The organism is Sporosarcina trichiuri (assembly GCF_030406775.1).
Taxonomy (GTDB): Bacteria; Bacillota; Bacilli; order Bacillales_A; family Planococcaceae; genus Sporosarcina; species Sporosarcina trichiuri.
In genome coordinates, this window is sequence record NZ_CP129119.1 from 420,938 (window position 1) to 445,884 (window position 24,947).

At 54.3% G+C, this 24,947-nt stretch carries 28 protein-coding genes and 1 riboswitch; of the genes, 16 read left to right on the plus strand and 12 right to left on the minus strand.

Going from position 1 to position 24,947, the window contains the following annotated elements; genetic code table 11:
* The first annotated feature begins 1 nt into the window (after nt 1).
* Entirely contained in the window at nt 2-418 is a 417-nt protein-coding gene (locus QWT68_RS02435) for a pyridoxamine 5'-phosphate oxidase family protein (RefSeq protein WP_040286084.1), read from the plus strand.
* Between the two features lie 47 nt (nt 419-465).
* On the opposite strand, the gene QWT68_RS02440 is transcribed toward QWT68_RS02435, so the two are convergent.
* A complete protein-coding gene (locus QWT68_RS02440) occupies nt 466-1,743 on the minus strand; it encodes a GTPase family protein (RefSeq protein WP_290149326.1) in 1,278 nt (425 codons plus the stop codon).
* A 158-nt stretch (nt 1,744-1,901) separates the two neighbouring features.
* Here QWT68_RS02440 and QWT68_RS02445 point away from each other — a divergent pair, with 158 nt between their 5' ends.
* Nucleotides 1,902-3,188, plus strand: coding sequence for a purine/pyrimidine permease (locus tag QWT68_RS02445; protein WP_290149327.1), 1,287 nt, complete (start codon nt 1,902-1,904; stop codon nt 3,186-3,188).
* A gap of 84 nt (nt 3,189-3,272) precedes the next feature.
* Nucleotides 3,273-4,466 (plus strand): NAD(P)/FAD-dependent oxidoreductase, encoded by a 1,194-nt coding sequence (locus QWT68_RS02450; RefSeq protein ID WP_290149330.1) that lies wholly within the window; start codon nt 3,273-3,275, stop codon nt 4,464-4,466.
* A 57-nt stretch (nt 4,467-4,523) separates the two neighbouring features.
* On the opposite strand, the gene ypfJ is transcribed toward QWT68_RS02450, so the two are convergent.
* Both ypfJ and QWT68_RS02460 read right to left on the minus strand, forming a co-directional pair.
* A complete protein-coding gene (ypfJ, locus tag QWT68_RS02455) occupies nt 4,524-5,366 on the minus strand; it encodes a KPN_02809 family neutral zinc metallopeptidase (protein ID WP_040286088.1) in 843 nt (280 codons plus the stop codon).
* Between the two features lie 83 nt (nt 5,367-5,449).
* Entirely contained in the window at nt 5,450-5,950 is a 501-nt protein-coding gene (locus QWT68_RS02460) for a TspO/MBR family protein (RefSeq protein WP_040286089.1), read from the minus strand.
* Nucleotides 5,951-6,155: 205 nt separating this feature from the next.
* Between QWT68_RS02460 and cyoE the strand changes: the two genes are divergently transcribed.
* Nucleotides 6,156-7,073, plus strand: a complete 918-nt coding sequence (gene cyoE, locus QWT68_RS02465) for a heme o synthase (RefSeq protein WP_040286090.1) — start codon at nt 6,156-6,158, stop codon at nt 7,071-7,073.
* Between the two features lie 56 nt (nt 7,074-7,129).
* Here cyoE and QWT68_RS02470 read toward each other — a convergent pair whose 3' ends face one another.
* The 4 genes from QWT68_RS02470 to QWT68_RS02485 all read right to left on the minus strand — a co-directional run bounded on the left by QWT68_RS02470 (nt 7,130) and on the right by QWT68_RS02485 (nt 11,052).
* On the minus strand, nt 7,130-7,699 hold the full coding sequence (locus QWT68_RS02470; RefSeq protein ID WP_290149337.1) for an SLOG family protein: 570 nt from the start codon (nt 7,697-7,699) through the stop codon (nt 7,130-7,132).
* Between the two features lie 9 nt (nt 7,700-7,708).
* Complete coding sequence (locus QWT68_RS02475; protein WP_290149339.1) at nt 7,709-9,676, minus strand: elongation factor G; 1,968 nt, start codon at nt 9,674-9,676, stop codon at nt 7,709-7,711.
* A gap of 70 nt (nt 9,677-9,746) precedes the next feature.
* Nucleotides 9,747-10,088 (minus strand): DUF5658 family protein, encoded by a 342-nt coding sequence (locus QWT68_RS02480; protein ID WP_040286093.1) that lies wholly within the window; start codon nt 10,086-10,088, stop codon nt 9,747-9,749.
* 100 nt (nt 10,089-10,188) lie between these two features.
* Nucleotides 10,189-11,052: a YitT family protein gene (locus tag QWT68_RS02485; RefSeq protein WP_290149341.1), complete on the minus strand. Its 864-nt coding sequence runs from the start codon at nt 11,050-11,052 to the stop codon at nt 10,189-10,191.
* A 217-nt stretch (nt 11,053-11,269) separates the two neighbouring features.
* Between QWT68_RS02485 and nhaC the strand changes: the two genes are divergently transcribed.
* Complete coding sequence (gene nhaC, locus QWT68_RS02490; protein WP_290149342.1) at nt 11,270-12,748, plus strand: Na+/H+ antiporter NhaC; 1,479 nt, start codon at nt 11,270-11,272, stop codon at nt 12,746-12,748.
* Nucleotides 12,749-12,808: 60 nt separating this feature from the next.
* Here nhaC and QWT68_RS02495 read toward each other — a convergent pair whose 3' ends face one another.
* Nucleotides 12,809-14,050 (minus strand): HTH domain-containing protein, encoded by a 1,242-nt coding sequence (locus tag QWT68_RS02495; protein WP_290149343.1) that lies wholly within the window; start codon nt 14,048-14,050, stop codon nt 12,809-12,811.
* 88 nt (nt 14,051-14,138) lie between these two features.
* Here QWT68_RS02495 and QWT68_RS02500 point away from each other — a divergent pair, with 88 nt between their 5' ends.
* Nucleotides 14,139-15,254, plus strand: coding sequence for a mandelate racemase/muconate lactonizing enzyme family protein (locus QWT68_RS02500; protein WP_290149345.1), 1,116 nt, complete (start codon nt 14,139-14,141; stop codon nt 15,252-15,254).
* Complete coding sequence (locus tag QWT68_RS02505; RefSeq protein ID WP_052461723.1) at nt 15,251-15,937, plus strand: hypothetical protein; 687 nt, start codon at nt 15,251-15,253, stop codon at nt 15,935-15,937. The genes QWT68_RS02500 and QWT68_RS02505 overlap by 4 nt, the downstream gene beginning before the upstream one ends.
* An 80-nt stretch (nt 15,938-16,017) precedes the next feature.
* Here QWT68_RS02505 and QWT68_RS02510 read toward each other — a convergent pair whose 3' ends face one another.
* Together QWT68_RS02510 and thpR are read right to left on the minus strand one after the other, a co-directional pair.
* Nucleotides 16,018-16,173 (minus strand): hypothetical protein, encoded by a 156-nt coding sequence (locus QWT68_RS02510; protein WP_179860759.1) that lies wholly within the window; start codon nt 16,171-16,173, stop codon nt 16,018-16,020.
* A 32-nt stretch (nt 16,174-16,205) separates the two neighbouring features.
* A complete protein-coding gene (gene thpR / locus QWT68_RS02515) occupies nt 16,206-16,787 on the minus strand; it encodes an RNA 2',3'-cyclic phosphodiesterase (protein WP_290149347.1) in 582 nt (193 codons plus the stop codon).
* A 148-nt stretch (nt 16,788-16,935) separates the two neighbouring features.
* On the opposite strand from thpR, the gene QWT68_RS02520 reads away from it, so the two are divergent.
* Nucleotides 16,936-17,445: a DUF3231 family protein gene (locus tag QWT68_RS02520; protein WP_040286098.1), complete on the plus strand. Its 510-nt coding sequence runs from the start codon at nt 16,936-16,938 to the stop codon at nt 17,443-17,445.
* 140 nt (nt 17,446-17,585) lie between these two features.
* The gene (locus QWT68_RS02525; RefSeq protein WP_290149348.1) at nt 17,586-17,912 is read left to right on the plus strand and encodes a thioredoxin family protein; all 327 of its coding nucleotides are present in this window, start codon (nt 17,586-17,588) and stop codon (nt 17,910-17,912) included.
* Nucleotides 17,913-17,954: 42 nt separating this feature from the next.
* Here QWT68_RS02525 and QWT68_RS02530 read toward each other — a convergent pair whose 3' ends face one another.
* Entirely contained in the window at nt 17,955-18,224 is a 270-nt protein-coding gene (locus QWT68_RS02530) for an AbrB/MazE/SpoVT family DNA-binding domain-containing protein (RefSeq protein WP_040286100.1), read from the minus strand.
* 208 nt (nt 18,225-18,432) lie between these two features.
* On the opposite strand from QWT68_RS02530, the gene QWT68_RS02535 reads away from it, so the two are divergent.
* From QWT68_RS02535 to QWT68_RS02560, 6 genes are all read left to right on the plus strand, one after another.
* Nucleotides 18,433-19,293, plus strand: a complete 861-nt coding sequence (locus QWT68_RS02535; protein ID WP_290149350.1) for a YitT family protein — start codon at nt 18,433-18,435, stop codon at nt 19,291-19,293.
* 73 nt (nt 19,294-19,366) lie between these two features.
* A riboswitch (SAM riboswitch) is annotated at nt 19,367-19,472 on the plus strand.
* A 78-nt stretch (nt 19,473-19,550) separates the two neighbouring features.
* A complete protein-coding gene (metA, locus tag QWT68_RS02540) occupies nt 19,551-20,459 on the plus strand; it encodes a homoserine O-acetyltransferase MetA (RefSeq protein ID WP_290149352.1) in 909 nt (302 codons plus the stop codon).
* An 80-nt stretch (nt 20,460-20,539) separates the two neighbouring features.
* Nucleotides 20,540-21,127: a TetR/AcrR family transcriptional regulator gene (locus QWT68_RS02545; RefSeq protein WP_290149354.1), complete on the plus strand. Its 588-nt coding sequence runs from the start codon at nt 20,540-20,542 to the stop codon at nt 21,125-21,127.
* Between the two features lie 87 nt (nt 21,128-21,214).
* Nucleotides 21,215-21,565 carry a DMT family transporter gene (locus QWT68_RS02550; protein ID WP_290150443.1) on the plus strand — a complete coding sequence of 117 codons (351 nt, stop codon included), beginning with the start codon at nt 21,215-21,217 and terminating at the stop codon, nt 21,563-21,565.
* A 1-nt stretch (nt 21,566) separates the two neighbouring features.
* Nucleotides 21,567-21,881, plus strand: a complete 315-nt coding sequence (locus QWT68_RS02555) for a DMT family transporter (RefSeq protein WP_290149355.1) — start codon at nt 21,567-21,569, stop codon at nt 21,879-21,881.
* 58 nt (nt 21,882-21,939) lie between these two features.
* Nucleotides 21,940-22,836, plus strand: coding sequence for an RluA family pseudouridine synthase (locus QWT68_RS02560; protein WP_290149356.1), 897 nt, complete (start codon nt 21,940-21,942; stop codon nt 22,834-22,836).
* A 33-nt stretch (nt 22,837-22,869) separates the two neighbouring features.
* Here QWT68_RS02560 and QWT68_RS02565 read toward each other — a convergent pair whose 3' ends face one another.
* Nucleotides 22,870-23,502 (minus strand): spore coat protein, encoded by a 633-nt coding sequence (locus QWT68_RS02565; RefSeq protein WP_431312213.1) that lies wholly within the window; start codon nt 23,500-23,502, stop codon nt 22,870-22,872.
* Between the two features lie 158 nt (nt 23,503-23,660).
* Between QWT68_RS02565 and QWT68_RS02570 the strand changes: the two genes are divergently transcribed.
* Complete coding sequence (locus tag QWT68_RS02570; protein ID WP_290149358.1) at nt 23,661-24,944, plus strand: glycoside hydrolase family 18 protein; 1,284 nt, start codon at nt 23,661-23,663, stop codon at nt 24,942-24,944.
* The last annotated feature ends 3 nt before the right edge of the window (nt 24,945-24,947 follow it).

A 24,947-nucleotide genomic window follows, 5' to 3' on the forward strand; every position in this document is an offset into this window, starting at 1 on the left:
CATGAATACAAAAGAAACTGCGCAGAAAATCCTGGAGAACAGTCATGTCGGCACGATGGCGACCGTACAGGCAGGAAAGCCATTCAGCCGGTATATGACATTCTTCTCCGAAAACTTTACGATGTACACAGCGACATCGAAAAAAACTGAGAAAGTGGACGAACTGGAGAGCAATCCGAATACGCATATCCTGCTCGGCTACCAAGACGAAGGATATGGCGATGCGTATCTTGAAATCGCAGGGACCGTCACGATCTCGGACGATAAAGGACTGCGTGAGAAAGTCTGGAACGATCATATGAAGCCATGGTTCGAAGGTCCGGATGACCCGGACTTGGTCATCTTGAAAGTGATTCCCGATGAGATCCGTCTGATGAACAAAAAAGGCGAGCCGCCGCAAACAATCGACTTCAACTGAAAAAACTGTCCTGCGCCTTTGAAATCGGGCCTGCAGGACAGTTTTTTTCATTCGTTTGTTTCGAATTCCTTTTGCGCCTGCTTGACAATCTCTTTGAGTTCGCTTTCATCTGCGCCGCGCAGGAAATAGGCCATCGCCGCTTTCCCGATCGCATAGGTGCCGCCGCTCGCGATGCTTGCACTGATGGCTGAGCCGGCGCCTGGCACGATGAGGTTCGCAAATTTGCTGCCCTGCTGTGCGATCATCCGCAGTGTGAAGCCGGTTGCCCCGATGCCTCCTAGCGAGACGATCACTTCGCGGGCGGTCTTGAAGTCGAGCTCACGGCCTGACAAGAACGCGATGATCATCAGCAGGATGGACTGCAGCGCAAGCAGCACAGCGATGTCCGTCGCGATCAGCGGGCTGAGGGCTACAGTACCTGCGAGTGCAGAGAACACTTTCGTGAAACGGAGAGCGATCCGTTCAGTAATTGTGTTCAGGCGGATTGACAGGCTCAAGTGGATGGCTGCCCGGATATCCAGGCTGTCTTCCAAAAAATCGATCAGTTCCTCGATGCCATATCTTCCGTCAAAGGCGATATTCGGGCTGCCGCCGTCCTGCTCCGTCCATTCGAGGTAGGAAGATACAGGCAGGATGGCTGCCGGTTCCATCCCTTCCTGTGCGAAAATCCTCTTCAGCTGTTCTGTCTTTTCGGCGATCAGCCGGATCTTCTCCGGCGGGTAGCTGTCAGGTTCCTTGATGCGGGACGGATTCAGTTCGTCCACCTGCGTGATCACACCGATCAGCGGAAGGCCTTCCGCCGCTTTCTTCATGAGCCGTTTTGTGATTTGAATGTCCTTATCGATATGCGCACGCTCCGCCGCTTTCTGCAGGAACAGCACAGCATCCGGTTCAAACGACTGGATGACGATTTTCAAAGCGTCTTCGGCATTCGTATCGAACGTCTCCGACTCCCCGATGCCGCGTGTGTCGATCACTTCGAAATACGTATGGCCGTCCGCTTCGTATGCAAAGCGCTTCGCCTCTTTCGTTCCGATCTCGACGTCACTCACTTCCGCAAGATAGCGGCCGCTGATCGCATTGATTAGACTGCTCTTGCCGACGCCCGTCCTGCCGACGAGCACGAATTTCGGCGGACGGGGGTTTTTCAGTCCGTCCAGGAGATTCTGAAGATCTTCATCATCCATCATAATTTTCATCATTTTTTTCCGCTGTTTCTCGGAGATCAGATTTCCGGGCAGTTTCGTGAAAAGGTCTTCGATATAATTCGAAAGATTGCCGATATGATGCAGTCTCTGCCGCATTTCTTCAAATTGGTTTCCCACGTACAGACACCTGCTTTCCTTGTTCTCTCTATCCATTCTCTACCCGATGTCCGGCCGATTCAAGCGAGGGGCCGCAAACAATTGCGATGACTGCCAGTCCATCATGCTATACTGTAGAACGAAATTATATCGTATTGTGCTGAAAGGGAGGGCAACTTATGAAACAGCTTGCGGGCGGAATACAATGGGCCGTCTTCCTGATGGCCTCATCCATCGCCGCGCCGATTGCTATCGCTCATGTGTTCGGCATGGATCCTGGCGGCACGGCATTGTTCCTGCAGCGGACAATTTTTGTTCTCGGCATCGCCGGACTGCTGCAGGCATTTTTCGGCCATAAATTGCCGATTAATGAGGGGCCAGCCGGTTTATGGTGGGGTATTTTCGTCGTTTACGCCGGAATGGTCGGCGTCTTCTACAATACATCAGGCGAAGCGCTGCAGGCACTGCAGAGCGGCATGCTGTACAGCGGTGTGCTGTTCCTGCTGCTCGCCGCAGCTGGTGTCATCTCGAAGATGAAAGCGCTGTTCACACCGGCCATCACGTTCACTTACCTGATGCTGCTCATCCTTCAGCTGAGCGGCACGTTCCTGAAAGGGATGACGGGTACGGAATCGGCGGGGGATCTGCTCAGCATCCGGACTGCAGCGGGAAGTTTCATCGTTCTGCTGGTCACGTTCACAGCCATGAAGAGCAGTCGCGGTTGGCTTTCAAGATATGCGGTCCTGTTCTCCATCCTGATCGGCTGGGCCGTCTTCGCGATTCTCGGATTGGCACCGGCAGTCAGGCATGCGCCGGGCAGCTGGATCGAACTGCCGCGGCTCTTCGTCTTCGGGCCTCCTGTCTGGGATGGGGGAGTGGCGGTCACCGCGCTGTTCATCACCCTGCTGCTGATTGCGAATCTGCTGGCATCTGTCCGGGTGATGGAGACGCTGCTGAAGCAGAAGTACGGCCGGACCGGCGAAGACCGGATCCGTCAGAGTTCCTTTGTATCCGGTGTCAACCACCTGCTGGCGGGGGCTTTCTCCGCAATCGGCCCCGTCCCGATATCGGGGGCTGCCGGCTTTGTAGCGGCGACCGGGATGGCCTCTCTCGTCCCATTCATCATAGGTGGTGTACTGATCGTGGTCATGACACTGTTTCCTGCTATCATGTCCGTTTTCGCCGCACTGCCGGCTCCAGTCGCCTATGCGGTGACCTTTGCCATCTTCACCAACATGGTGTCGATGGCGTTCTCCGAGCTGGATGAAGACCCTGACAAATACCGTGCACGCAAAACAGCGGCCATCGGACTGATGACCGGTGTCGGGATCATGTTCATCCCCTCTGCAAGTTTTTCCGGCCTTCCGGCTGTGCTCGCTTCCGTGCTGTCCAATGGCCTAATCACCGGAACGCTCGCTGCGATTGCGGTTGAACAGCTTTCCTTGAGGATCCGCAAGAAAATATGAACGTGCCCTGCTCTGTAAGGTTTGCGGACTCTCCCATTCAGGGAATGAGACAAGCATCCGAGATGGAGAGAAAGGGAGATTACGATGAAGCTGACAACAGGACAGACATACTGGGACCGGACACAAAACGGGGAGGAAGCCTTCCCGGCACTGCAGCAAGACCTGGAAACGGAGGTGCTCGTGATCGGAGCGGGCATGTCGGGCACCCTTGCCGCTTCTGTTTTGGCGCGTGCCGGCAAGCAGGTGGCTGTCATGGACAGCGGAAGGGCAGGTATGGGAAGCAGCTCTGCCAACACCGGTCTGCTTCAGTATTCGAGCGATACGATGCTGTCCGAATTCGTTGATTTGATCGGGGAAAGGGATGCTGTCCTGTTCTACCGCATGTGCCTGGAAGCGATGGATGAACTGACGGAGCTGGCAGGGGAGCTGCCGGATGCAGTGGAATACCTCCTGCGGGACAGCATCTACTATGCGTCACGCGAAGAGGATGCCGAAAAATTGAAACGTGAATACAGCTACTTGAAAAAATACGAGTTTCCGGCCGATTTCCTGAGCCGGCAGGCACTGCTGGCCGAGTACGGGATCGATAAGCCGGCCGCACTGCATACATGGCATGATGCCGAAGTGAACCCGTACCGGTTCATCCGTGCACTCACTGACTTCAATGCAGCGGCCGGCGTGCAGTACTATGAGAACACACCTGTTGATGTGAATTCCCGCACGGGCAGTTGTGTGAGAACTGAGAGCGGCCATACAATACGGTATAAGTCCCTGGTCATTGCGACGGGGTACACCGATCTGTATCCGGAAATCAGGGACAAGGCGCAGATCAACCAGACATTCGCCATTGCCACCGAGCCGTTGGCCGGACCGCTCTGGCCCGATCAGGTCATGGTGTGGGAGACGAAGAAACCCTATTTATACTTCCGGACAACGGCAGACAGGCGTATCATAGCCGGCGGACTCGACGAGGAGTCGGACCGTCTGTATGAAGATCAGGAACTGATACGGCGCAAAGGGCAGGAGATCCTCGATGAAGTCGCCTCCATGTTTTCCTTAGCGGATGTGAAAATAGCGGATGCCTGGAATTCCTTATTCGGTGTCTCAAAGGACGGTCTTCCATTCCTCGGCCGTTCAGCGAAAGAGGAGAACACATACTTCCTGCTCGGCTACGAAGGGAACGGCACCTGTTATTCCATGGCCGGTGCTCGTATCATATGCGATCAAATCGACGGGATTACAAACGAATATGCACCGATCGTTGCTCCAGGGAGATGATCCGTGCGCATGAAAAAACGTTCCGGCAGCCGATTGGCCTGCCGGAACGCTTTTTTGTCAGAAATTCAGCCCGGCAAACGTATTGCCGCCTTCGATCGTGCCGTTGTCGTACCCTTTTTCGAACCAGTCCTGCCGCTGTTTGGATGTCCCGTGTGTAAAGCTTTCAGGGACGGCATACCCTTGCGAGCGGCGCTGGATCGTATCATCTCCGACGGCGCTTGCTGCACGGAGCGCCTCCTGGATATCCCCTTTTTCAAGAAGGTCCATTCCATTTGCCCGGTTTGCCCAGACGCCCGCGAAATAATCGGCCTGCAGCTCCAGCCGGACGCTGTATTTGTTGTACTCCTCCTTGGAAAGCCGGTTGCGGAGTACGTTCATCTTATCGCTGGTGCCGAGCTGTTTCTGGACGTGATGCCCGACTTCGTGTGCGATGACGTAGGCCATGGCAAAATCGCCGGGTGCCTGGAACTGGTTTTTCAATTCATCGTAGAAACTCAGGTCGATATACAGCTTTTCGTCGCCCGGGCAATAGAACGGACCTACGGCGGAACTTGCAGTGCCGCATGCCGACTGGACGCTTCCTGTATACATGACAAGCGTCGGGTTGCGGTACGTCATGCCTTCTTCGGCGAACACTTCCGACCAGACATCTTCGGTGTCGGCGAGGACGACTTTCACGAAATCCGCCCGGTCGTGTTCCTGATCGGTCTCCTGGTATTGCCCTGACGGAGCCGTTCCGCTGTCCGAGAGCACCCCGAGCAGCTCGGACGGATCTCCGCCAAGAAACATGACGACAAGGAGGATGACAACCGTTCCGAGTCCGCCTCCGATGGCGAGGCCTCCGCGACTGCCTCTGCGATCTTCCACATTCGTGCTTTCTCTCCGTCCGCGCCATTTCATATGCATAACCCCTTGCTGTAGAATGATGATTGCTGACTTGTTTTTTGTTGCTATACCCAAAAAAGCAGTCTGCTACGCAAAGGTCAGTTCCGGTTAAGTTTCCAGATCGAATAATTCAGTGTCCAGGCAAACGATACCCAGCCGATATAGGGAAGGAGCAGCTTGCCGGCCGCGGAGTCGACTTTTTGGAACTCGTAGGCCGTCAGTGAAATCATTGCCAGCAGGACTGTCATCTCGATCAGAGCGGTGCCCCGCAGATTCCATTTGAAGAACAGGAACGACCAGATATAGTTCAGACCGAGCTGCAGTTCGTAGGGGGTGAGCACTTTTGCTTTCATGGCGGGCGGGGTCTGCCGGTCTGCACGGTATTTTGCATATCCCATCAGCCCATACAGTGCTGTCCAGGCGATAGGAAATACCGAAGGTGCCGGACTGAACGACGGCTTTTCCAGCTTGTTGTAGCGATCCTGTGTGTTCCGGTTCGCCAGCCAGCCAGCGAGGGATCCACCAAGGACCGGTACCATGACATCTGCAGCAAGCTTTTTCCAATTCGTACGTGCTGTTTCGGGAACGTGCGCAGTCAATTGAATCGTCTCCTTTCGGTTACCCCTCATATTCCCTTACGGTTATGTGTAAAACAAAGAAAACCGGCCAAAGCTTGGAGCGTTACGGGAAAACTGTCACAGGTTTTTCATTTCACCCCTTTCTGTTCCCAGGCGAAAAATGATATAGTAGAATGAAGGAACGGACTTTTTAACTTTCTTATCATTCTTCAAAGGATGCGAACTTATGCAAAAACCAATGGAGCGGACGCTCGAAAAGGGACGGCATGTGTCTGACACGCTTGCCAGTGACCTGAAATATCTCTTTAAAGGCCCTGTGCTGATTGCGAATGTCCTGCCTGTCTTTGCGGGGTTCTGGCTCGCGATCTATTTCTACGGCGGGACGTTTGCCGAATATATCTCGCTGTTCTTCCTGACGATGGCGGGCAGCACGGCTCTGATGGCAGGTGCTCTGACGCTTAACAACTGGTACGAAGTGGACCTTGACCGGGTGATGGCCCGGACGCAGAAACGTCCGACAGTCACCGGTAATATCCCGATGGAGACGATTCTGAAAATCGGCATCATCCTGTCGGTTGCCGGTATCCTGCTGCTGTATGCCGCTTCGCCGGCAGCCGCCATTTATGGATTCATCGGCTGGTTCACCTATGTCGTTCTGTATACGATGTGGTCGAAACGGAAATATACACTGAATACGGTCATCGGCAGCGTTTCCGGAGCTGTGACGCCACTGATCGGCTGGGCGGCAGTCGGGCCATCGTATCATATGGTGCCGATCGTCCTCGCGATTGTCCTGTTCATCTGGCAGATGCCTCATACATTTGCAATCGCCATCAAAAAAGCGGATGAATACCGTGCGGCGGGTGTCGCGATGCTGCCGGTCGTCAAAGGGATACCGATGACAAAGCGCCAGTCGGTCGTCTATGCAGCCTGTCTGCTGCCGCTGCCATTCTTCCTGGCCGCATTCGGCATGGGATTCATCGTATTCGTCACAATCATGAATATTGGTTTCCTCAGCCTGTCTCTTGCGGGGTTCATCATGAAAGACGATTACAAGTGGGCGCACTGGATGTTTCTGTACTCGGTCAATTACATGACCCTCTTCTTCATGACGATGATCCTCATGACGACATCGATCCTGTAACACAAAAGCACGGCATGCTTCCCGGAATGGACGGAGGCATGCCGTGTTTTTGTGTGTCAATAGTCGGTGAATGCATCCTGCTGCTCCCGCTGCATGTCTTCGGCGATCAGCTGCAGATCATCGGCGGTGATGGTCAGGATTTCATACGGATGGGTATCCGCGAACTGTTCCGCCATCCGTTTCATGAACTTCGGGGAGCCCTCGTTTTCCTCGTCGTAGACGATGAGCAGGCCGTCCGTCTTCCGCAGCAGGAACTTGTCCCGTTCGATGAACTGCCAGGGCGCCTCGTATGGACGCTTGGTCAGGCTGACCTGGAAGTCCGCCATCATCTGCAGTTCCTCATACTCTTCCTTTTTCGCCTCATTCCAGTTCTTCTCCTGCTCAAGGAACGGGGTGATCAGCGCGAGCTGCAAGTCCGGGAACTGGTCCCGCAGTTCATCTGCCGCTTGTCCGGCCCACGTCTCGACACCAGGCTGCCCGCTGATCATCACCCATTCCAATCCGTTTTCAGCGAGGGTCCTGAGCCGCTCGCCGATCGCTGTCTTGATGATGCCGATGCCGGGGTGCTTGGCATCGAAAATCCCTAATTCATGCGGTTTGTAGCCTGTCACGGCAACTCGCTTCATCGTCCTCCCTCATTTCTCGGTAACTTCGCAGTGCATCGCCTCTTTTGCATCTTCCCAGCCGACTGTATACCCTTTGCCTTTCGCACAGAACACGGAAGAGGAACTATAGGCAGGGTCTGCATCCTTGTCATAGCCGATCCGGCTGATCACTTCCCCGGGATTATGGCAGGGGCCGTAGCCGCCGAAGGTCAGGGTGAGCAGTCCTTTGCCGCCTGTATACGAGGCGAATTCTGACCCGTAATTAAGGAATGTTGCAACGGGGACGCGTCCTGTTACCGTCATGGTCTGTCCGTCAGACTCTGGCGGTGAGAAGGAGCCATGGGCCGCCTGGATATCTGTCAGCACGCGGCCGGTCAGCTCGGCGGAAGCCTTGATTTTGAATGAATAATAAGGTTCCAGCAGCACATTCTCTGCCTGTTCCAGGCCCTGACGCAGCGCACGGAACAGGGCTTCCCGGAAATCGCCCCCGGATGTATGTTCATTGTGCGCACGGCCTGTCAGCAGAGTGACAGTGACGTCGGTCAGCGGCGATCCTGTCAGCAGGCCGTGATGGTCCCGCTCGGACAAGTGTTTCTCGATGACCCGCTGATGGCCGGGGGACAGGTGATCCGTATGGCAGACGGACTCGAAGCGGATACCGCTGTCACGCTCGGCGGGTACCAGCAGTATATGGACCTCGGCGTAATGTTTTAAAGGTTCGAAATGACCGTATCCGGTGACCGGCGCAGCGATCGTCTCCTTATAGAGGATCGCAGGCTCCCCGAACGTCACGGAAATACCGAACCGTTCCAGCAAGACATATTGCAGCACTTCGAGCTGGATGACACCCATCACCCGGATTTCGACCTCCTGGCTGTGCTCATTCCAGCTCGCATGGAGTGTCGGATCCTCAGCGTCGAGCATACGGAATAGCCGCCATACTTCTTTGCCCGGGACAGACGGATCATGGCGGACGGCCGCCTTCAGGGCAGGGACGGACGACCCGTCCTGTTTGGGCGGAATGACCGCACCGATGACATCGCCTGCCGCGGGCTTGGAAAGACCGAGAACAGCAACCAGGTCACCGGGATATGCTTCGGCAGTTGTGACGAACTGGCTGCCATTAAACAGGCGGAGCTGTGTCACTTTTGCCGGCTCGCCGCCAGAGACAGCTAGTTCATCGCGCACGTCCAGCACTCCGGCATGGACTTTCAGGAACGTCATCCGCCTGCCGTCTGAGTCGTGACGGATTTTGTAAACAGTTGCTGCAAAAGGGGCCGACCGCAAAGCGGGCTGTTCGTCCTGTTCCGTTAGCTCCGAGAAGGCAGCGAAAAATTCATCGATGCCGCTATTGTGCAGCGCAGAGCCCTGTCCGCACGGAAACACACGGCCTTCCCGGATGGCGGAGAGCAGGGAACGGTGCCAGAGTGCGGCATCATACCCGGAGTCCAGATACTGTTCCAGCAGCTCATCATCACGCTCAGCGAGCCACTCGGCAAGCTCATCGGACATCGTACCGTCTGGATTGAGATGGCTGAGATCGAAGATGTTGTCTGATAGTAGACTTGCCATCTCGCCGAAAAGGGCAGTGGCGTCCGCCGTTTCCCTGTCCATTTTATTCAGGAACAGGAACGTCGGTATATTGCGGGCGCGCAGCAGTTCCCAAACGCGCTCCGTATGCCCCTGCACGCCGTCCGCTCCGCTGATCAGGAGGATGGCGGCGTCCATGACGTGAAGGGCCCGTTCCATCTCAGGGGAGAAATCGGCGTGTCCCGGCGTATCGATCAGTGTGAATGCACGGCCGTTGTATGCCAGTTCCGCCTGCTCGGCGAACACCGTGATTCCCCGGTCCCTCTCGATGGAATGGTTATCGAGGAATGCATCCCGGTGATCGACGCGGCCCCGTTTCCGCAGATGGTTCGTATTGAATAGGAGCTGCTCGGAAAACGTCGTCTTTCCGGCATCCACGTGCGCCAGTATTCCAATTGTCTGTTTCATGATACACCCTCGCAATCTGCTGAATCTTCTTCTGCCAGTATAACATCCGGAGACGTCCGGTACGAACCGATCAGGCCAGGAAGATGAGGGAGAGCGCAATCCAGCACGCATGCAGAAGAAGGACGGAGCAATAGAGGATGATGGCGGCCGCGAGCAACCGTCGGACCGCAGGAGACTGGCTGCAGGGAGACCACAGGGCCATCAGCAGAATCGGCCCAGCCAGTTTCACCAGATAGAACGAAAGGCGGCTGTCCTCGTACAGCAGCGCCATAAGGGGATTGCTCTCCGCGATCAGGCCGAGCCGGATGCCTGTATCCGTAGCAAGAGCATCCGCAGTGCACAGACAGAGCAGGAGACCGAGCTGCCAGCGGCCGGTCATCAGCGTCTTCCGCTCTGTAACGTCGTTGTCCAAACAATCCCTCCGCTTCAGAGTGCATTTCCTCTAAGAATGCATCTGCCGGAGTGGATTTAAACAAAAAAGCGAGACGCCGGGGCGTCTCGCTGGGTAGCTCTCAGTGGATCGGGGATTTGAAGCGAGAGCCATGGGTCTCCTGTGTGTCCATGATTGTCGTAAAGGCGGACGGGTCGATATCATGGACGATCTGCTTAAGCTTGGTCAGTTCAAGGCGGGTCACGACGACATAGATGACATCTTTCTCATCATCGCTGTATCCGCCCTTGCCGTGGAGCTTCGTGACGGACCGGCCGAGACGCTGACCGATCGCTGCCGCCATCTCCTCGAATTCGTCCGACACGATGATGGCCGCTTTCGTTTCATCGAACCCCTGGATAACGGCGTCAATCGCCTTGGAAGCGATATAGTACGTCAGGATCGAGTACATCGCTTTCTCCGGACCGAGGACGAATGCCGCCCATCCGAAGATGAAGAGGTTGAGGAACATCACGAATTCACCGACGGAATAAGGGATCTTCCGTGTCAGCAGGATCCCGAGAATCTCCGTACCATCCAGGGCACCGCCGTTCCGGATGACAATGCCGACCCCGGCGCCGAGTATGATCCCGCCGAACGCTGTTGCCAGCAGAGGGTCGGTAACGAACGGACCGACCGCTTTCAGAGGGAATTCGATGACGGCGAGGAAGACGATGGCGAACGTAGACGAAATGAAAAAGTTCTTGCCGATATGCTTGTAGCCGAAAAAGACGAACGGCAGGTTGAACACGAGGATCAGAATGCCGAACGGGATATTGGACAGGTAATTCACGATCAGCGAAATACCGATGATGCCGCCGTCGATGACGGAATTCGGGATGAGGAACAATTCAAGTGCGACCGCCGCAAGCGTCGCGCCGACGGCTATGTACAGATACCGCAGGATGAGATGCCGGAACGATTCTTTCTTATGTTCTTTCTTCATTTTGAGAAGCCACCTTCGGGGTACGGATCCGGCCAACGTGCGGACATTTGCGGGAAAGTCCGAAAAAACAGCCGGTTTTCGTGTATACGATAAGTATATCACTGAAACCGTTTACAGAAAAACTATTGACAGCGGAAAAAAACGCGTTTACTATTCCAATAACGACTAATTAGCGACAGTTGTTTCTAGTCTGATAAATCGAATGGGGTGGAGCTGTATGGAGAAAAACATAACTCGTGAAAAACGCGAAATCAATTTCTGGATGGCACTGCTGCCGCTGGTCATCATGATCCTCGTCATGCTCGTAACCGTCGTCTGGCTGGGGCAGGGCCCGCATATGCCGCTGATCCTCGGTACGTCTGTTGCGTCATTGGTAGCCTGGAAATACGGATTCACGTGGAAAGAGATAGAGGAAATGATGTACAAAGGGATCCGTCTGGCGCTTCCGGCTGTTGTCATCATCATGCTTGTCGGTTTGACGATCGGTGCCTGGATGGGCGGCGGAATTGTCGCGACTATGATCTTCTACGGATTGAAATTGATAACACCCGCATGGTTCCTCGTCGCCATCATGATCATCTGCTCGATCGTCTCCCTTGCAATCGGCAGCTCCTGGTCGACAATGGCGACCATCGGTGTTGCCGGAATGGGAATCGGGCTCAGCATGGGGATTCCTGCCGGCATGGTTGCCGGGGCAGTCATCTCAGGTGCTTATTTCGGTGATAAAATGTCACCGCTTTCAGACACGACCAACCTGGCTTCCGGATTGACAGGAACCGATCTTTTCGATCATATCAAGCACATGCTGTATACGACAGTGCCGGCACTGCTGATTGCGTTCGGCGTATTCACGTTCCTCGGCCGGCGCTTTGCGGACGCCCATCTGGAACTCGGCCAGATCGCACAGACATCGAAAGTCATGCAGGAGAGCTTCCTGATCTCCCCATGGCTGCTGCTTGTCCCGCTGGCCGTCATTGTGATGGTCGCCATGAAAGTGCCGGCTGTCCCTGCACTCATCGTCGGGATTCTCATGGGCTTCCTCAGCCAGATCTTCATCCAGGGCGGAACGGCGACAGACGCCCTGACGGCGCTGCAGGAAGGTTTTTCAATCAATACCGGTAACGAACTTGTCGACAACCTGTTCGACGGCGGCGGACTCGACTCCATGATGTACACCGTCTCGATGACGATCGTCGCCATGACATTCGGCGGTATCCTCGAGTATTCAGGTATGCTGAAAGCCATCATGGATCAGCTGATGAAAGTCGTGAAGTCGACGGCTTCCCTTATCATCTCGACGATCGGCGCCTGCATCATGACGAATGCGACGTGTGCAGAACAGTATATTTCCATCGTCGTTCCGTCACGCATGTTCAGCCGTGCGTATAAAGACAAAGGGCTGAGTTCGAAAAACCTGTCCCGCGCTTTGGAAGACGGCGGAACGCTCACGTCGGTCTTCATCCCATGGAATACGTGCGGGGTGTTCATCCTCGGGACGCTTGGTGTCGGGGTGACGGAATATGGTCCGTATGCGATCATCAACTTCGTCGTGCCGATCTTGTCCATCATCTATGCGCTGACTGGATTCTCGATCGTCAAAATGTCAGACACCGAGCGGCGGAAAATGGAGGAGCAGGATGCGAAGCTGCTTGAGAATCCCGAAATGGAAGAGGATCAGATGCCGGCGCACTCCTGAACACAGTGAAATACCTGCCCGATGTCACCAGTCAGCCGGTGATAACGGGCAGGTTTCTTTTTAATAGACCGGAAAGTTCAGTTCGTATACCGCTCGCGGCCGTCCCTGCCGATAGGTCATCTCCTCGCCGATCGTCCGGATATACTCGAAAGGCAATAGTTTTTTGATGGTCCGCTCGGCTGTCCGCCTTGAAACACCGAGATAGTCAGCCAGGTCGTTGGCCGTGAACTGCAGGGTGTTCTGGTTTTGACCGAACGAGGTGAGCTTCGATAATACCGCAGGGCTTAAAGCCGTCTGTTCTGCAATCTCGGTGAGCGCCGTCCCGGTGACGCGGAGTTCGATGGCGTCTCCGCCTATCTTGTAAAGATTATGCAGGTTTTTCTTATCATCCAGCAGATAGAGACCGTCCGGATGCTCGTCCTTCATGTACCCCAGTGCGCTTTCGGCGTTTTCTTTTGCAGCCGTCAGCGTGTGGCCGATTCCAAACGCAAGCATCCCTTCCGCACTGCGGGCCGTCTGCTGGAACTCCGGCAGCTGGACGGCCGCGCGGATGGCGCCTTGTGTCGTGTATAGAAGTGCGCCGTCCCCATTATCGAAATGATGGGCATGCAGCAGCCGGGCCAGCCGGTTCACAATATCCCCGCTGTCTGTCAGGCGGCTGTCGGCCTGAAGGATGCCGACAGCCGCTTTCGTTGTTTCGCTTTTTTGATAGAGGGCTTCCTGGCATAACGCATCGACGGCTTTCAGAAATGAGCTTTTGACATTGATCATCTTGACCGCAGGAAGACCGGACGACACGAGACGGTCATAGGCGGCGTGGACACTTGTCACGGCAAGGCGGGCACAGCCCGACTTCAGAGCGTCTGCATGGAACGCGACGATGTCTTCCAGCCTGTATTTTTCATCCAGCACGTGCACAGCCGGCCAAACCTCAGAAGGGGCGCTGGCTGTCAGGACGTTTTCGAGGACCGTCTTGTCGCGGACATCGATGGACAGCCCGGAAAGCGGAATCCTCCGATGCAGTGCAATCGAAAGAAGTGTCGCCGCGATTTCCGTCTCGTCCTGTTTCATGTAGACGGCAGGCACGGGAATCGTTTTCAACGCCCCTTCGGCTGCCATATAGGGGAGTGATCCCGAAAAGAGGATCGCGTCACACGGCCGCAGTTTCTTCAGAAGCCCGGGCGATTGTTCCGGCACCTCATAGGGATACAGCTCCAGTGAAATATCAGGTCGATGTTCGGTGAACTCCTCCGCCCGCCTGCTAAAAGACTCCGAACCAATAATGGCAATTTTTGTTTTCAATGAATTTTCCACCTTTATAATTAGCGACTATTTAACGACAATGATACACTACATATAAGCGCTTGCCAATGGAAAGGGAGAAAACTTTATGAAAATTCAAGAAGTGGAAATTTCAGCAATCCGTCTGCCGCTGCATGATCCGTTTGTCATCAGCTATGCGACGTACGAAGATATGCCGTCCATCATCGTCAAACTGACGACGGATACAGGAATAACAGGCTATGGGGAGGCTGTGGCGGATGACCACGTGACGGGTGAAAGCTGGGAAGGCACCTATGCAGTACTGAAGCACACACTGGCTCCTGCCGTCCTCGGACTGTACCCTGGAGAGTTCGAGCGTCTGCATGACGTCATGGACAAAGCGATATACGGGGTGCCGACCGCCAAGGCAGCGATCGACATCGCCTGCATGGATGCTGTTGGCAAGGCGCTTGGGGTCCCTGCTTACCAGCTGCTCGGCGGGCGGTATCATGATCGTTTCCCGATCACCCATGTGCTCAGTATCGGTGAACCGGATGCTATGGCGGCAGAGGCTGCCGGGCGGATCGAAGCGGGCTACCGGTCATTCAAGATGAAAGTCGGGACCGAAGCACGGGAGGATGTCAGGAGAATCCAAGCCGTCCGGAAACGGGTCGGTGACGACATCGCCATCCGTGTCGACGTGAACCAGGGCTGGCAGAACAGCGCGGTGACCCTGCAGGCCTTGAAACAGCTGGAGGACTGTCATCTGGACTGGCTTGAACAGCCAGTGAAAGCGGACGATATCGATGGCCTAGCGGAGGTGAAGCAGAAGAGCGCAACCCCACTTATGGCAGATGAAAGCCTCCGCGGCATGAAAGAGATGCGGGACATCATCGCGAAGCGTGCGGCTGACAAAGTCAATATCAAACTCATGAAATGCGGCGGTATGTATCCGGCCATGAAACTGGCCCATATGGCGGACATGGCTGGCATCGACTGCCAGATCGGCTCGATGGTCGAGTCATCGATCGGCTCGGCAGCGGGTTTCCACGTCGCGTTCTCGCAGAAGGCGATTACGAGCGTGGAGCTGACAGGTCCTTTGAAGTTCAGCAAGGATGTTGGTGATCTGCACTACGACGTGCCGTTCATCTGCCTGAGCAGCAAGCCGGGACTCGGTGTCGATATCGATGAGGCTGTCTTGGCGGAGCTGACCGTCTTCAAGGACAAAGTGACTGCCTTATGAAGACAGTCAAACTGAAGGACGGCACCCGGCTTCCTGTTGAACTGCTGACGATCAATGACCTGCCTGACATCAAGCGGCTGCAGGAAGAAGTCATTGGCGGCCTGGCGGAAAAAGCATTTCTCCAGCCGCTGACGGATGAGGAATTCATCTGCATCCTGGAAGGGAACGGAATAATTGCAGGCGTCCGAGCCGGGGCCCGCCTGATAGCGTTCCGGGCATTGCTCGATCCGGGGGAAGACCCGGAGCACCTCGGAAGGGACGCCGGTATTCCATCAGATGAATGGCAGTCCGTCCTGTACTCGGAAATAACGAATGTGTCACCGGACTATCAGGGAAATGGAATCCAGCTCCAGCTCGGCCGGATAGTTCTCGATACAGTGGATACGGATCGGTTCAATTATCTATGTACGACCGTCTCTCCTTTCAACATCGCGAGCCTTAAGGACAAGCTGGCACTCGGCATGCACATCGCATCGCTGACCGTGAAATACGGAAACTTGACCCGTTATGTCATGCTGAAATACTTGGCTGGCGAACTCGAATTGGCTGATGACGACCCGGTCGATCTGCCGATGGAGGATACGCAGGCACAGCAGGAGATCCTGGGGGCAGGCTGGATCGGCACTGCCATCCATGAAGAGGGCGGTACATGGATGGTCCGATACCACAAGGAACGGAAATGATGCAGCAAAATCGGCTTAGCAGGCAGTAAAACGAAACGGACTTCCAGGAACCGGCCGGGTTCCTGGAAGTCCGTTTTTCATCACTTCTTCTTCCGATCATTCCTCGGAGCGGCGAGCTGTGCGATCTCCCGCGCCATTTCCTCCCGCATCCGGCTGGCTGAAAGTTTCTGTTTCTTAGGTGTCTGCGGCAGGGAAGCTGAATTCTTCCCGCTGGTTGTATGTTCGTCCCGTCCCATTCCGACCGCATCCTTTCTTCTTGGTGTCCCCGTTAGTATGGTCCGCCGGGGCGAATCGATACCGGCTGCATGCCCTGCAGCGGATAGACGGATACCGGTACATACTTCGGCGACTGTGGTGGCTCGATCCGGAACAAAGTAATACTTGTTACATGATGGGCGAGAGGAGTGAATTGTTCCTTCTCCACAGGCAGCGGCCGCTTGTCGATCGTCTTTTTTGCAATCGTCACGTGCGGTACGTAAGGATGGCGCAGAGGTTTTGCAAGCATCCCGTCAAGCCGGGACCCGGCCGACTCATAAAGACTCGTCAGCTGCTGATTCTGCTCTGTGGAAAGGGTGACAACACGGGGGCCGGACGGATTGCCGAAGAACGACAGGCCGTCGATCCTGATTGTGAATGGCGGTGTCTCGGCAGCCGCTGTCCTCAGGGCGTTTTCTGCACTGTGTTTCTCATCGTCCGTAAGAGCACCGAAAAAAATGAGTGTAATGTGATAATCGTTCCGATGGGGAATCACTTTGTAATGGGACGGAAAGTCGTAACGGCTGTTCAATTCACGGATGGTCCCAGCGATCAGGTCAAAAGGGATTGGGATTGCTGCGAAATAATGTGCCATTGGACGTCCTCCTTTGCAGTCAGTGTAGCAGACAGAACGCAAAGTATACATACGTGCGAACTGATTGGTACCTTTTTCCTTGGATGGTCTGTCGCGTTCTGCGGATACTACGTCTGAAAGTGACTACAAATGAAAAGAGGAGAGACCCATGGGCATTTTAAGCGGAAATCCAAAAGACGAACCGATGCATTACGGTGAAGTGATCGGCTGCTGGGCATATGTCGGTGCGAACAAAGGTCTGATCAGCTCTTATCAGGCATTTCTCAACCATGCAGGGGACGAGGACCTGAAAAAGCTCATCAAAGAAGCGATCGAGATGATGAAGGAGCAGGATTCCAAACTGGAAGACGTCCTGAAGGAGAACGGCATCATGCCGCCGCCGACCCTTCCCGAACGTCCGGTCTGCAACCCGGATGACATCCCTGCAGGCGCCAGATTCGTGGATCCGGAAATCAGCGCTGCCATCTCCATCAACGTCGGCCAGGCATTGGTCTCATGCAGCCAGGTGATGGGGCAGTGTCTGCGGGAGGATATCGCAGCCATGTTTGCAAAGTTCCTGCAGGACAAAATCATGTACGGTGCGAAACTGCTCAAGATGAACAAAGAAAAAGGCTGGGTCATCCCGCCGCCACTGCTGAAGACGGAACATACGGAATAATGCAGGGACATGCAAAAAGACAGACAATCCGGACTGCCGGACTTGCTGTCTTTTTGTGTTATGCCGTACATACTGAAGCCGGTCAGCTGACCAGGACATGAGCCGATGCTATACTGGAACTCGAAAAGGAGGAGACTGTCATGGAGAAATTAGTATCTGTTGAGCAATTTGAAGAACGTAAGCAAGGAGAGCGGACCGTGTTCCTGTTTTCCGCAGACTGGTGTCCGGACTGCCGTGTAATCGACCCATGGCTGCCGGGGATCGAAGCGGATTATCCCGAATATGAATTTGTGTATGTGGATCGTGATCAGTTCATCGATCTATGTGCTGAGCTCGATATCTTCGGAATTCCGAGTTTCGTCGTCTACAGCGAAGGCAGGGAAGCAGGCAGGTTCGTCAGCAAAGACCGCAAGACAAAAGAGGAGATTACTGCGTTCCTGGACAACCCGGGGCGAAAATCAGTATGACGGCTGCTGCCCGGAAGAGTCAACTTCCGGGCGGCAGCTTTTTTAGAATTTGTCATTTAGCTCGCCGAGCAGGAGCTGTGCGCCTTTCGGACTGACGTACATGCCGTTGGAAAGCCGGAAGTTGTCATCAGCGATCTCACCTGTGACCGCGCATGCTTCCCGGATCCTGTAGCTCCGCAGAATCAGCTGGTCGTCCTCTGTGAAGAATTCAAGCGGCTGTCCGATCGGGATATGCAGACTGGTCCTCAGTTCTTTCGGAAGCACGATTCTTCCAAGGTGATCCACTTTTCTAAGTATGCCTAAATTCTTCATTCCATGGCCCCCTTCAATTGCACTACAATTCTTCTATAATCATACATATTGAAAAACCGGAATGCAAAAAATTAGGGAAGTTTTTGTCGAATGGAATAGAAGCTGAACTGTTCCGAATTGGATGACTTCATCTTTGACGGCAAGTTGTTCGTCACGTCACCTGCTAAATTTGATAGAATAGTACAGTTAGCAGGAATGGAGGAATACCATGACATTTACGGAATTCAAGAAATCATCGCTGTTCGACTACATTCAAATCATTGCCGGTTCTGCGTTTGTCGGGCTGGCCTTCACCATATTCCTGCTCCCTGCGAGGATCGCGGCCGGCGGTGTTTCGGGGATCAGCACGATCGTGTATGAAATGTACGGGTTCAATCCGGCGTACGTCCAGTGGCTCATCAACCTGCCGCTGCTCATTCTCGGTCTTGTGCTGGTCGGCAAGGATTTCAGCTGGCGGACAATCGTCGGCACGATCGCCGTCCCGTTCTTCATCTTCCTGACGACGGGGATCGAGACGCCGATCCACAATCCGCTGCTCAGTTCGATCTATGGCGGTATCATGCTCGGTATCGGACTCGGGATTGTCTACCGCGGCAACGGGTCGACAGGCGGAACTGCCCTGATCGCCCAGATCCTGAAACGGTATACGAACTTCTCAAGCGGATTTGCGCAGCTCATCGTCGATGGTGTCGTTGTCATCGTCTCGGCATTCGTATTCGATCTGGAGCTTGCACTGTACGCACTCATGGCGATCTACGTGACGAGCAAAGTGATCGATTTCGTCCAGCTGCAAACGTCACCGACCAAACTGATCCTGATCATCACCGAGCAGGAGGAGACCGTACAGAAGCTGATCCGTGACGAACTGAACCGGGGTCTGACGAAAGTGAAGTCGCTCGGCGGCTATTCGAATGCTGAGAAGACGATCATCCTCTGTGTCGTCGAGCAGTCGGAAGCGATCTATTTCAAGAAAATTGTCCAGGAGGAGGAACCGTCTTCTTTCGTCATCTTCCTGAATGCCTCCGAAATATTGGGCAGAGGTTTCTCACGCGCCCAATTCGACGATTGAACAGCACTTCCGGGTGCAGAAGAAAACACTATACAAACAATTTAGAAATGGTATACTGGTCAGTAAATGAATATGCTTATCAAGAGAAGCTGAGGGAACTGGCCCTATGACGCTTCAGCAACCCCTGGATGATCCAGGAAGGTGCTACTTCCACAAGACTTTGTCTTGAGAGATAAGATGGACGTTACAGAACTCCCGCTATCTCTCAAGAGACTGGCGGGAGTTCTTTTGACTGGCTGGAATTGGAGTGGAACCATATGCCGATTACAATCCCCGAAGCACTGCCTGCAGGTGAGTTGCTGAAAGAAGAAAAGATCTTTGTCATGGAAGAGGGGCGTGCAACCACGCAGGACATCCGGCCGCTCCGGATACTCATCGTCAACCTGATGCCCCAGAAGGAGAAGACCGAGCTGCAGCTGCTGCGGCTTCTCGGAAATACACCTCTCCAGGTCAGCATCACATTTCTGAGGACGGAGTCATATATTTCGAAAAACGTGAGTGAAACGCATCTGGCCTCATTCTACAAGACGTTCCGCGAGGTGGAGAAGGAGCGTTTCGACGGCATGATCGTGACCGGCGCACCCGTCGAGCAGATGGAATTCGAAGAAGTGGACTACTGGTCTGAGATCCAGCAGATCCTTGACTGGGCAGAGACTCATGTGACATCGTCCATGCATATTTGCTGGGGTGCGCAGGCTGCACTGTACCATTATTACGGAATCGAAAAACAGCCGCTCAGCGCAAAGTGCTTCGGCATCTTCAGCCATACGCTGACAGATCCGACAGTGAGCCTTGCGAGAGGGTTCAATGACCAATTCCCCGCTCCGCATTCACGGCATACAGGAATTTCGGAGCAGGCACTGGCTGCTCATCGCGATTTGTCCGTACTGGCTGGATCTGAGGAAGCCGGTCCGTTCATCATCCTGTCGAACGACGGGAAGAATATCATGATCACAGGGCATCTGGAATATGATGCCTGCACGCTGAAGGAAGAGTATGACCGGGACATCGCCAAAGGGCTGGATATCGACATGCCGCTCCATTATTTCCCCAATGATGACCCGGACCAGACGCCGCTGAATACATGGCGCTCCCATACCCATCTCCTGTTCTCCAACTGGCTGAATTATTATGTCTATCAGCAGACGCCATATGACTGGTGCTGATGGATGGGCTGCATGGTTTGAACGATGCAGCCGCCTGTGCTATAATGAATGACAGTCAGTCAGTTCGAGGAGGGGTGCAAGTGAACAAACAGGAGACCATTCTCCAGTCGGCCATCCGGATGTTCACGGAAAAGGGCGTCGACAAGACGACCATTTCCGATATCGTCAAAGATGCCGGAGTCGCACAGGGAACGTTCTATCTGTACTATCCATCCAAATTGTCTTTGATGCCGGCAATCGCTGAAGTGATGGTGAAGGCTACATTGGATGAAGTCATCACAGCTGTCGATCCAGCAGTCTCTCTCCGTACCCAGCTCGCCCAATTCGTGGATGCGATCTTCCGGGTCAGCCGTGATCATCATGAAATCCAGGCGATGATCTATGCGGGTCTCGCTTCATCCGAGCATCTGCGGGAATGGGAAAGCGTCTATGCGCCTGTCTACGAATGGGTCAGCCGTCTCATCGAAACGGGCCGGGAGCATGGGGATTTCCGGACCGACAGCAGCCCCGACCAGCTTGCGAAGCTGATCATCGCATTGACGGAATCAGCAGCCGAACAGATCTATCTGTATGACGTGGAGACGGATCAGGAAAACCGTGCTGCAATCCAGAAAGAGGAAACGGTCAAGTTCCTGGCATACGCTCTCGGGCTGCCGGCGGACGATTGAAACAAGCGGCGCTCCATTCATCAGCGGAGCGCCGGACATTTATATTGAAGTGAATGACAGTCAGTCATTATGGGTGAGGAGCAGAAAATTATGCAAAAAGCTTGGTTCTATGTAGCAGCAACAAGTTTCTTTGAACTTGTCTGGATCTTCGGTTTCAACACAGCATCGGAATGGTGGCACTGGATTCCGATCGTCGCTTTCATTCTCGTGGATTTCCATTTCCTGACGAAAGCATGCGCCGCCCTGCCGACAGGGACCGTCTATGCAATCTTCGCGGCCATCGGCACAATCGGTACGGCTCTCATGGATGTCCTGTTTTTCGGCCAGACTCTGAGCGGCGGCAAGCTGTTCTTCATCGCTGTCCTCGTTGCCGGAGTGATCGGCCTGAAGCTGGCGGACGGGCGGGACGAGAAAACACAGACAGAAGGGGGGAACTGATATGGGCTGGTTATATGTATTTCTGGCGGCCGGTTTTGAATTCGCCGGCGTTGCAGGACTGAACAAATACAGCAAACGGAAAACATTGCTGTCCGGTGCCGTCTACCTTGGGGGCTTCGGACTGTCGTTCCTGTTCCTGTATACATCATTCAAATACTTGCAGGTGAGTACTGCGTATGCCGTATGGATCGGTATCGGGACGGCAGGGGCCGTCCTGCTGAATATGTTCTTCTTCGGGGAATCGAAAAGCCTGTCACGTGTCGCTAGCCTGGCTCTGATCATTATCGGTGTCGTCGGTCTGAAAGCATTGTCGTAAACCGCGTTTGATATTTCGGCAGGAATTCCGCATAATGAAGCCATAAGGAGACATGATCATGCGAAACCAACCAACGAAACACACACCGAAAGCCTACACATACACCGTTCGGAAAGAGGAGGCACTGCTGCCGTTCCTGCTCGCAACCATCAAGAAAAGCCGGAATGCTGTCAAAGGGACGCTGTCGCGCGGCCAGGTGGCTGTCAACGGGGAAGTCATCACGCGGCATGATCATATGCTGCAGCCCGGAGATTCCGTTGAGATCCTGACGAACGAAGCCGCGAAGCAGGACAGTGAAATGACAGGTATTTCGATCATGTACGAAGACGATGCGATCATCGTCATCGACAAGGAAGCAGGCATCCTGTCGATGGCGGCAAAGGATAAGAAAGAACTGACCGCATTCAGCGAGCTTTCGGCATATGTCCGGAAGAAGGACCGGAGCAGCCGTGTATTCATCGTCCACAGGCTCGATCGGGAAACGTCAGGTGTGATGCTGTTCGCAAAGTCGGAAACCGTGAAGAAGCAGCTGCAGGACAATTGGGACGAATCCGTCAAAGAGCGGGGCTATGTTGCGCTTGTAGAAGGGAAAGTCCGCCGGGAGTCCGGGGAGATCATCTCCTGGCTGAAGGAGACACGGACATTCAAAGTGTACTCCAATCCGACCGACAATGGAGGACAGAAAGCGGTCACCCGATTCATCCGCCTGCAGAGTAACGCCCAGTACAGTCTGCTTGAGTTGAGGCTGGCGACAGGACGGAAAAATCAGATCCGTGTCCATATGGAAGAGATCGGACATCCGGTCGCGGGTGACAAGAAATACGGCGCATCGACGAATCCGCTGAAACGGCTCGGTCTGCATGCGGCAAAGCTGTCGATCATCCATCCGGTCACAGGAGAACTCCATACGTTCATCTCCGATCCGCCTTCTTCATTTTACAAACGATCAAAATAACCGCAGACGCCTTGACGGCATCCGCGGTTTTTCTTATTGCATCGGCGGCATGCCCGGCTGGCCCTGGGCCGGTGCATACGCATTTAACAGTTCGGTCATGTCCTGTCTGTCGAGCTGCGGCACTTGGTAATAGTGGTGTTTGTTCTGGTAAATCGATAACTCGTATGCCATTTCGATACAGTTCGGAACGGAGTCTGCAATGACGCGGCGCAAGACCGGGTTGCACACTTCGCAAGCAGCCATCGCTTTTGAAGAAGCACCGGCTTTCGCGGAGCTGAGCAGGAAACCGGAAATAATCTCATCCGAGATTTCGTTAGCGCTGGTCATCGGTTTTTTCGGCTGTCCGGGTTTCATACCGTAGATGAAGTCATTGTCCGTCTGCATTTTGTACGATTGCGTCGGATGGGATGGGTCCTTGCCGGTCTTGAAGCTTTCGACCGTAATGTTGTACTCATCCAGCATGAAGCGGTACTGCCTGTCCAGAATATCGAGCAGTTCCGGATCTTTGACGTGCGGACGCAGCAGGATCGATTGGTTCAGAGCTCCGATTGCTGCAGACAGGATTTCATGGACGTCGAACATTTCGTGTCCACCATGGTTCATGTTTTGCGGTACAGCGCCTGTCTGCATGTTCTGATGTGTCGGGCCATTCGGGTTTGTTGTCAAATCAGTTCCTCCTTAGAAATGTGTGATCGCCGAGCAATTGTAGTATGCGCGCGGTGTCCTGTTCTATCCGGTCCATTCCAGCACATAGGGGCATAGCAGGCGGCATATCATCATACACTGATGGAACAATCCGTAAAAAGGGAAAGGTGTGGACAGACGTGCAGATTCACGCAGTCAGCCAGGGGGAAAGCCTCTATTCAATCGGGAAACGATATGGTGTCAGCTGGGAAGAAATAGCGGAAGTTAATGAAATCGGCAATTCGGAGGCACTTGCCATCGGGCAGGCGCTCGTCATCCCTTCTGATGGGAATATGTATACGGTGCAGCCCGGGGATTCCCTCTATTCGATCGCACAGCGGAACGGCATGACGATCACGCAATTGGCGAACCGGAATAACATTTCCATCTCTGCACCGCTTTCAGTCGGACAGCGTCTCTACATCCCGTCGGCACCGAAGCGGAATGTCGAAACGCTGCTGTATGTGGAACCGCGTACACCCGTCAGTGAAGCGATGATAACCGAGACGGCCCGCCGCGTCGGCGATCTGACATATTTGGCGATGTTCAGTTACCAAGTGAAGAGGGACGGCACTCTGGACGCCCCGTCCACCGCGAATCTGACACAGCTGGCAGCTGATGCGGGGGCTCTCAATGCAATGGTCATCAGCAACTTGGAGAATTTCGCATTCAGTGCTGAACTGGCACGGGACGTCTTCCTCAGCACAGGTGTCCAGGATCTGCTCTTCACAGAAATACTGGAAATCGCCGGGCGGGTCGGCTACCGTGATATCCATTTCGATTTTGAATTACTGTTCCCGGAAGACCGGGCATTATACAATGCATTTCTCAGAAGGGCTCGCGACCGGTTCCATGCGGCCGGCCTTACCTTGTCAACAGCACTCGCTCCCAAGACAAGTGACGTGCGAACAGGCATCTACGGAGCGCACGATTACAAAGCGCACGGGGAGATCGTCGATTTCGTCTCTCTCATGACTTACGAATGGGGCTACACGTACAGCGAACCGCAGGCAGTGAGTCCGCTGCCGCAAGTCGAGCAGGTCGTAAAATATGCCGTACAGGAAATCCCGCGCAGCAAAATTTTCCTCGGGCAGAACCTGTATGGCTACGACTGGCAGGAACCGTATCCGCCGCAGGGCGGGCAGCCGGCAAAAGCGGTGAGTCCGAAACAGGCCACAGAGCTGGCGGTTGCGCAGCGTGCCCGTATCGAATACGATTCGACGGCACAGGCGCCCCACTTCAGTTATTACGACGCTTCGGGCGCACGCCATGAAGTATGGTTTGAAGATGCGCGCAGCATCCAGGCGAAATTCGATCTGCTGAAGAAATACCGTCTCCGCGGGATGATGTACTGGAAGCTCGGTCTTGCGTTCCCGCAGAACTGGGCGCTGCTGGAAAGCAATTTCAATATCGTGAAGAAATAACAG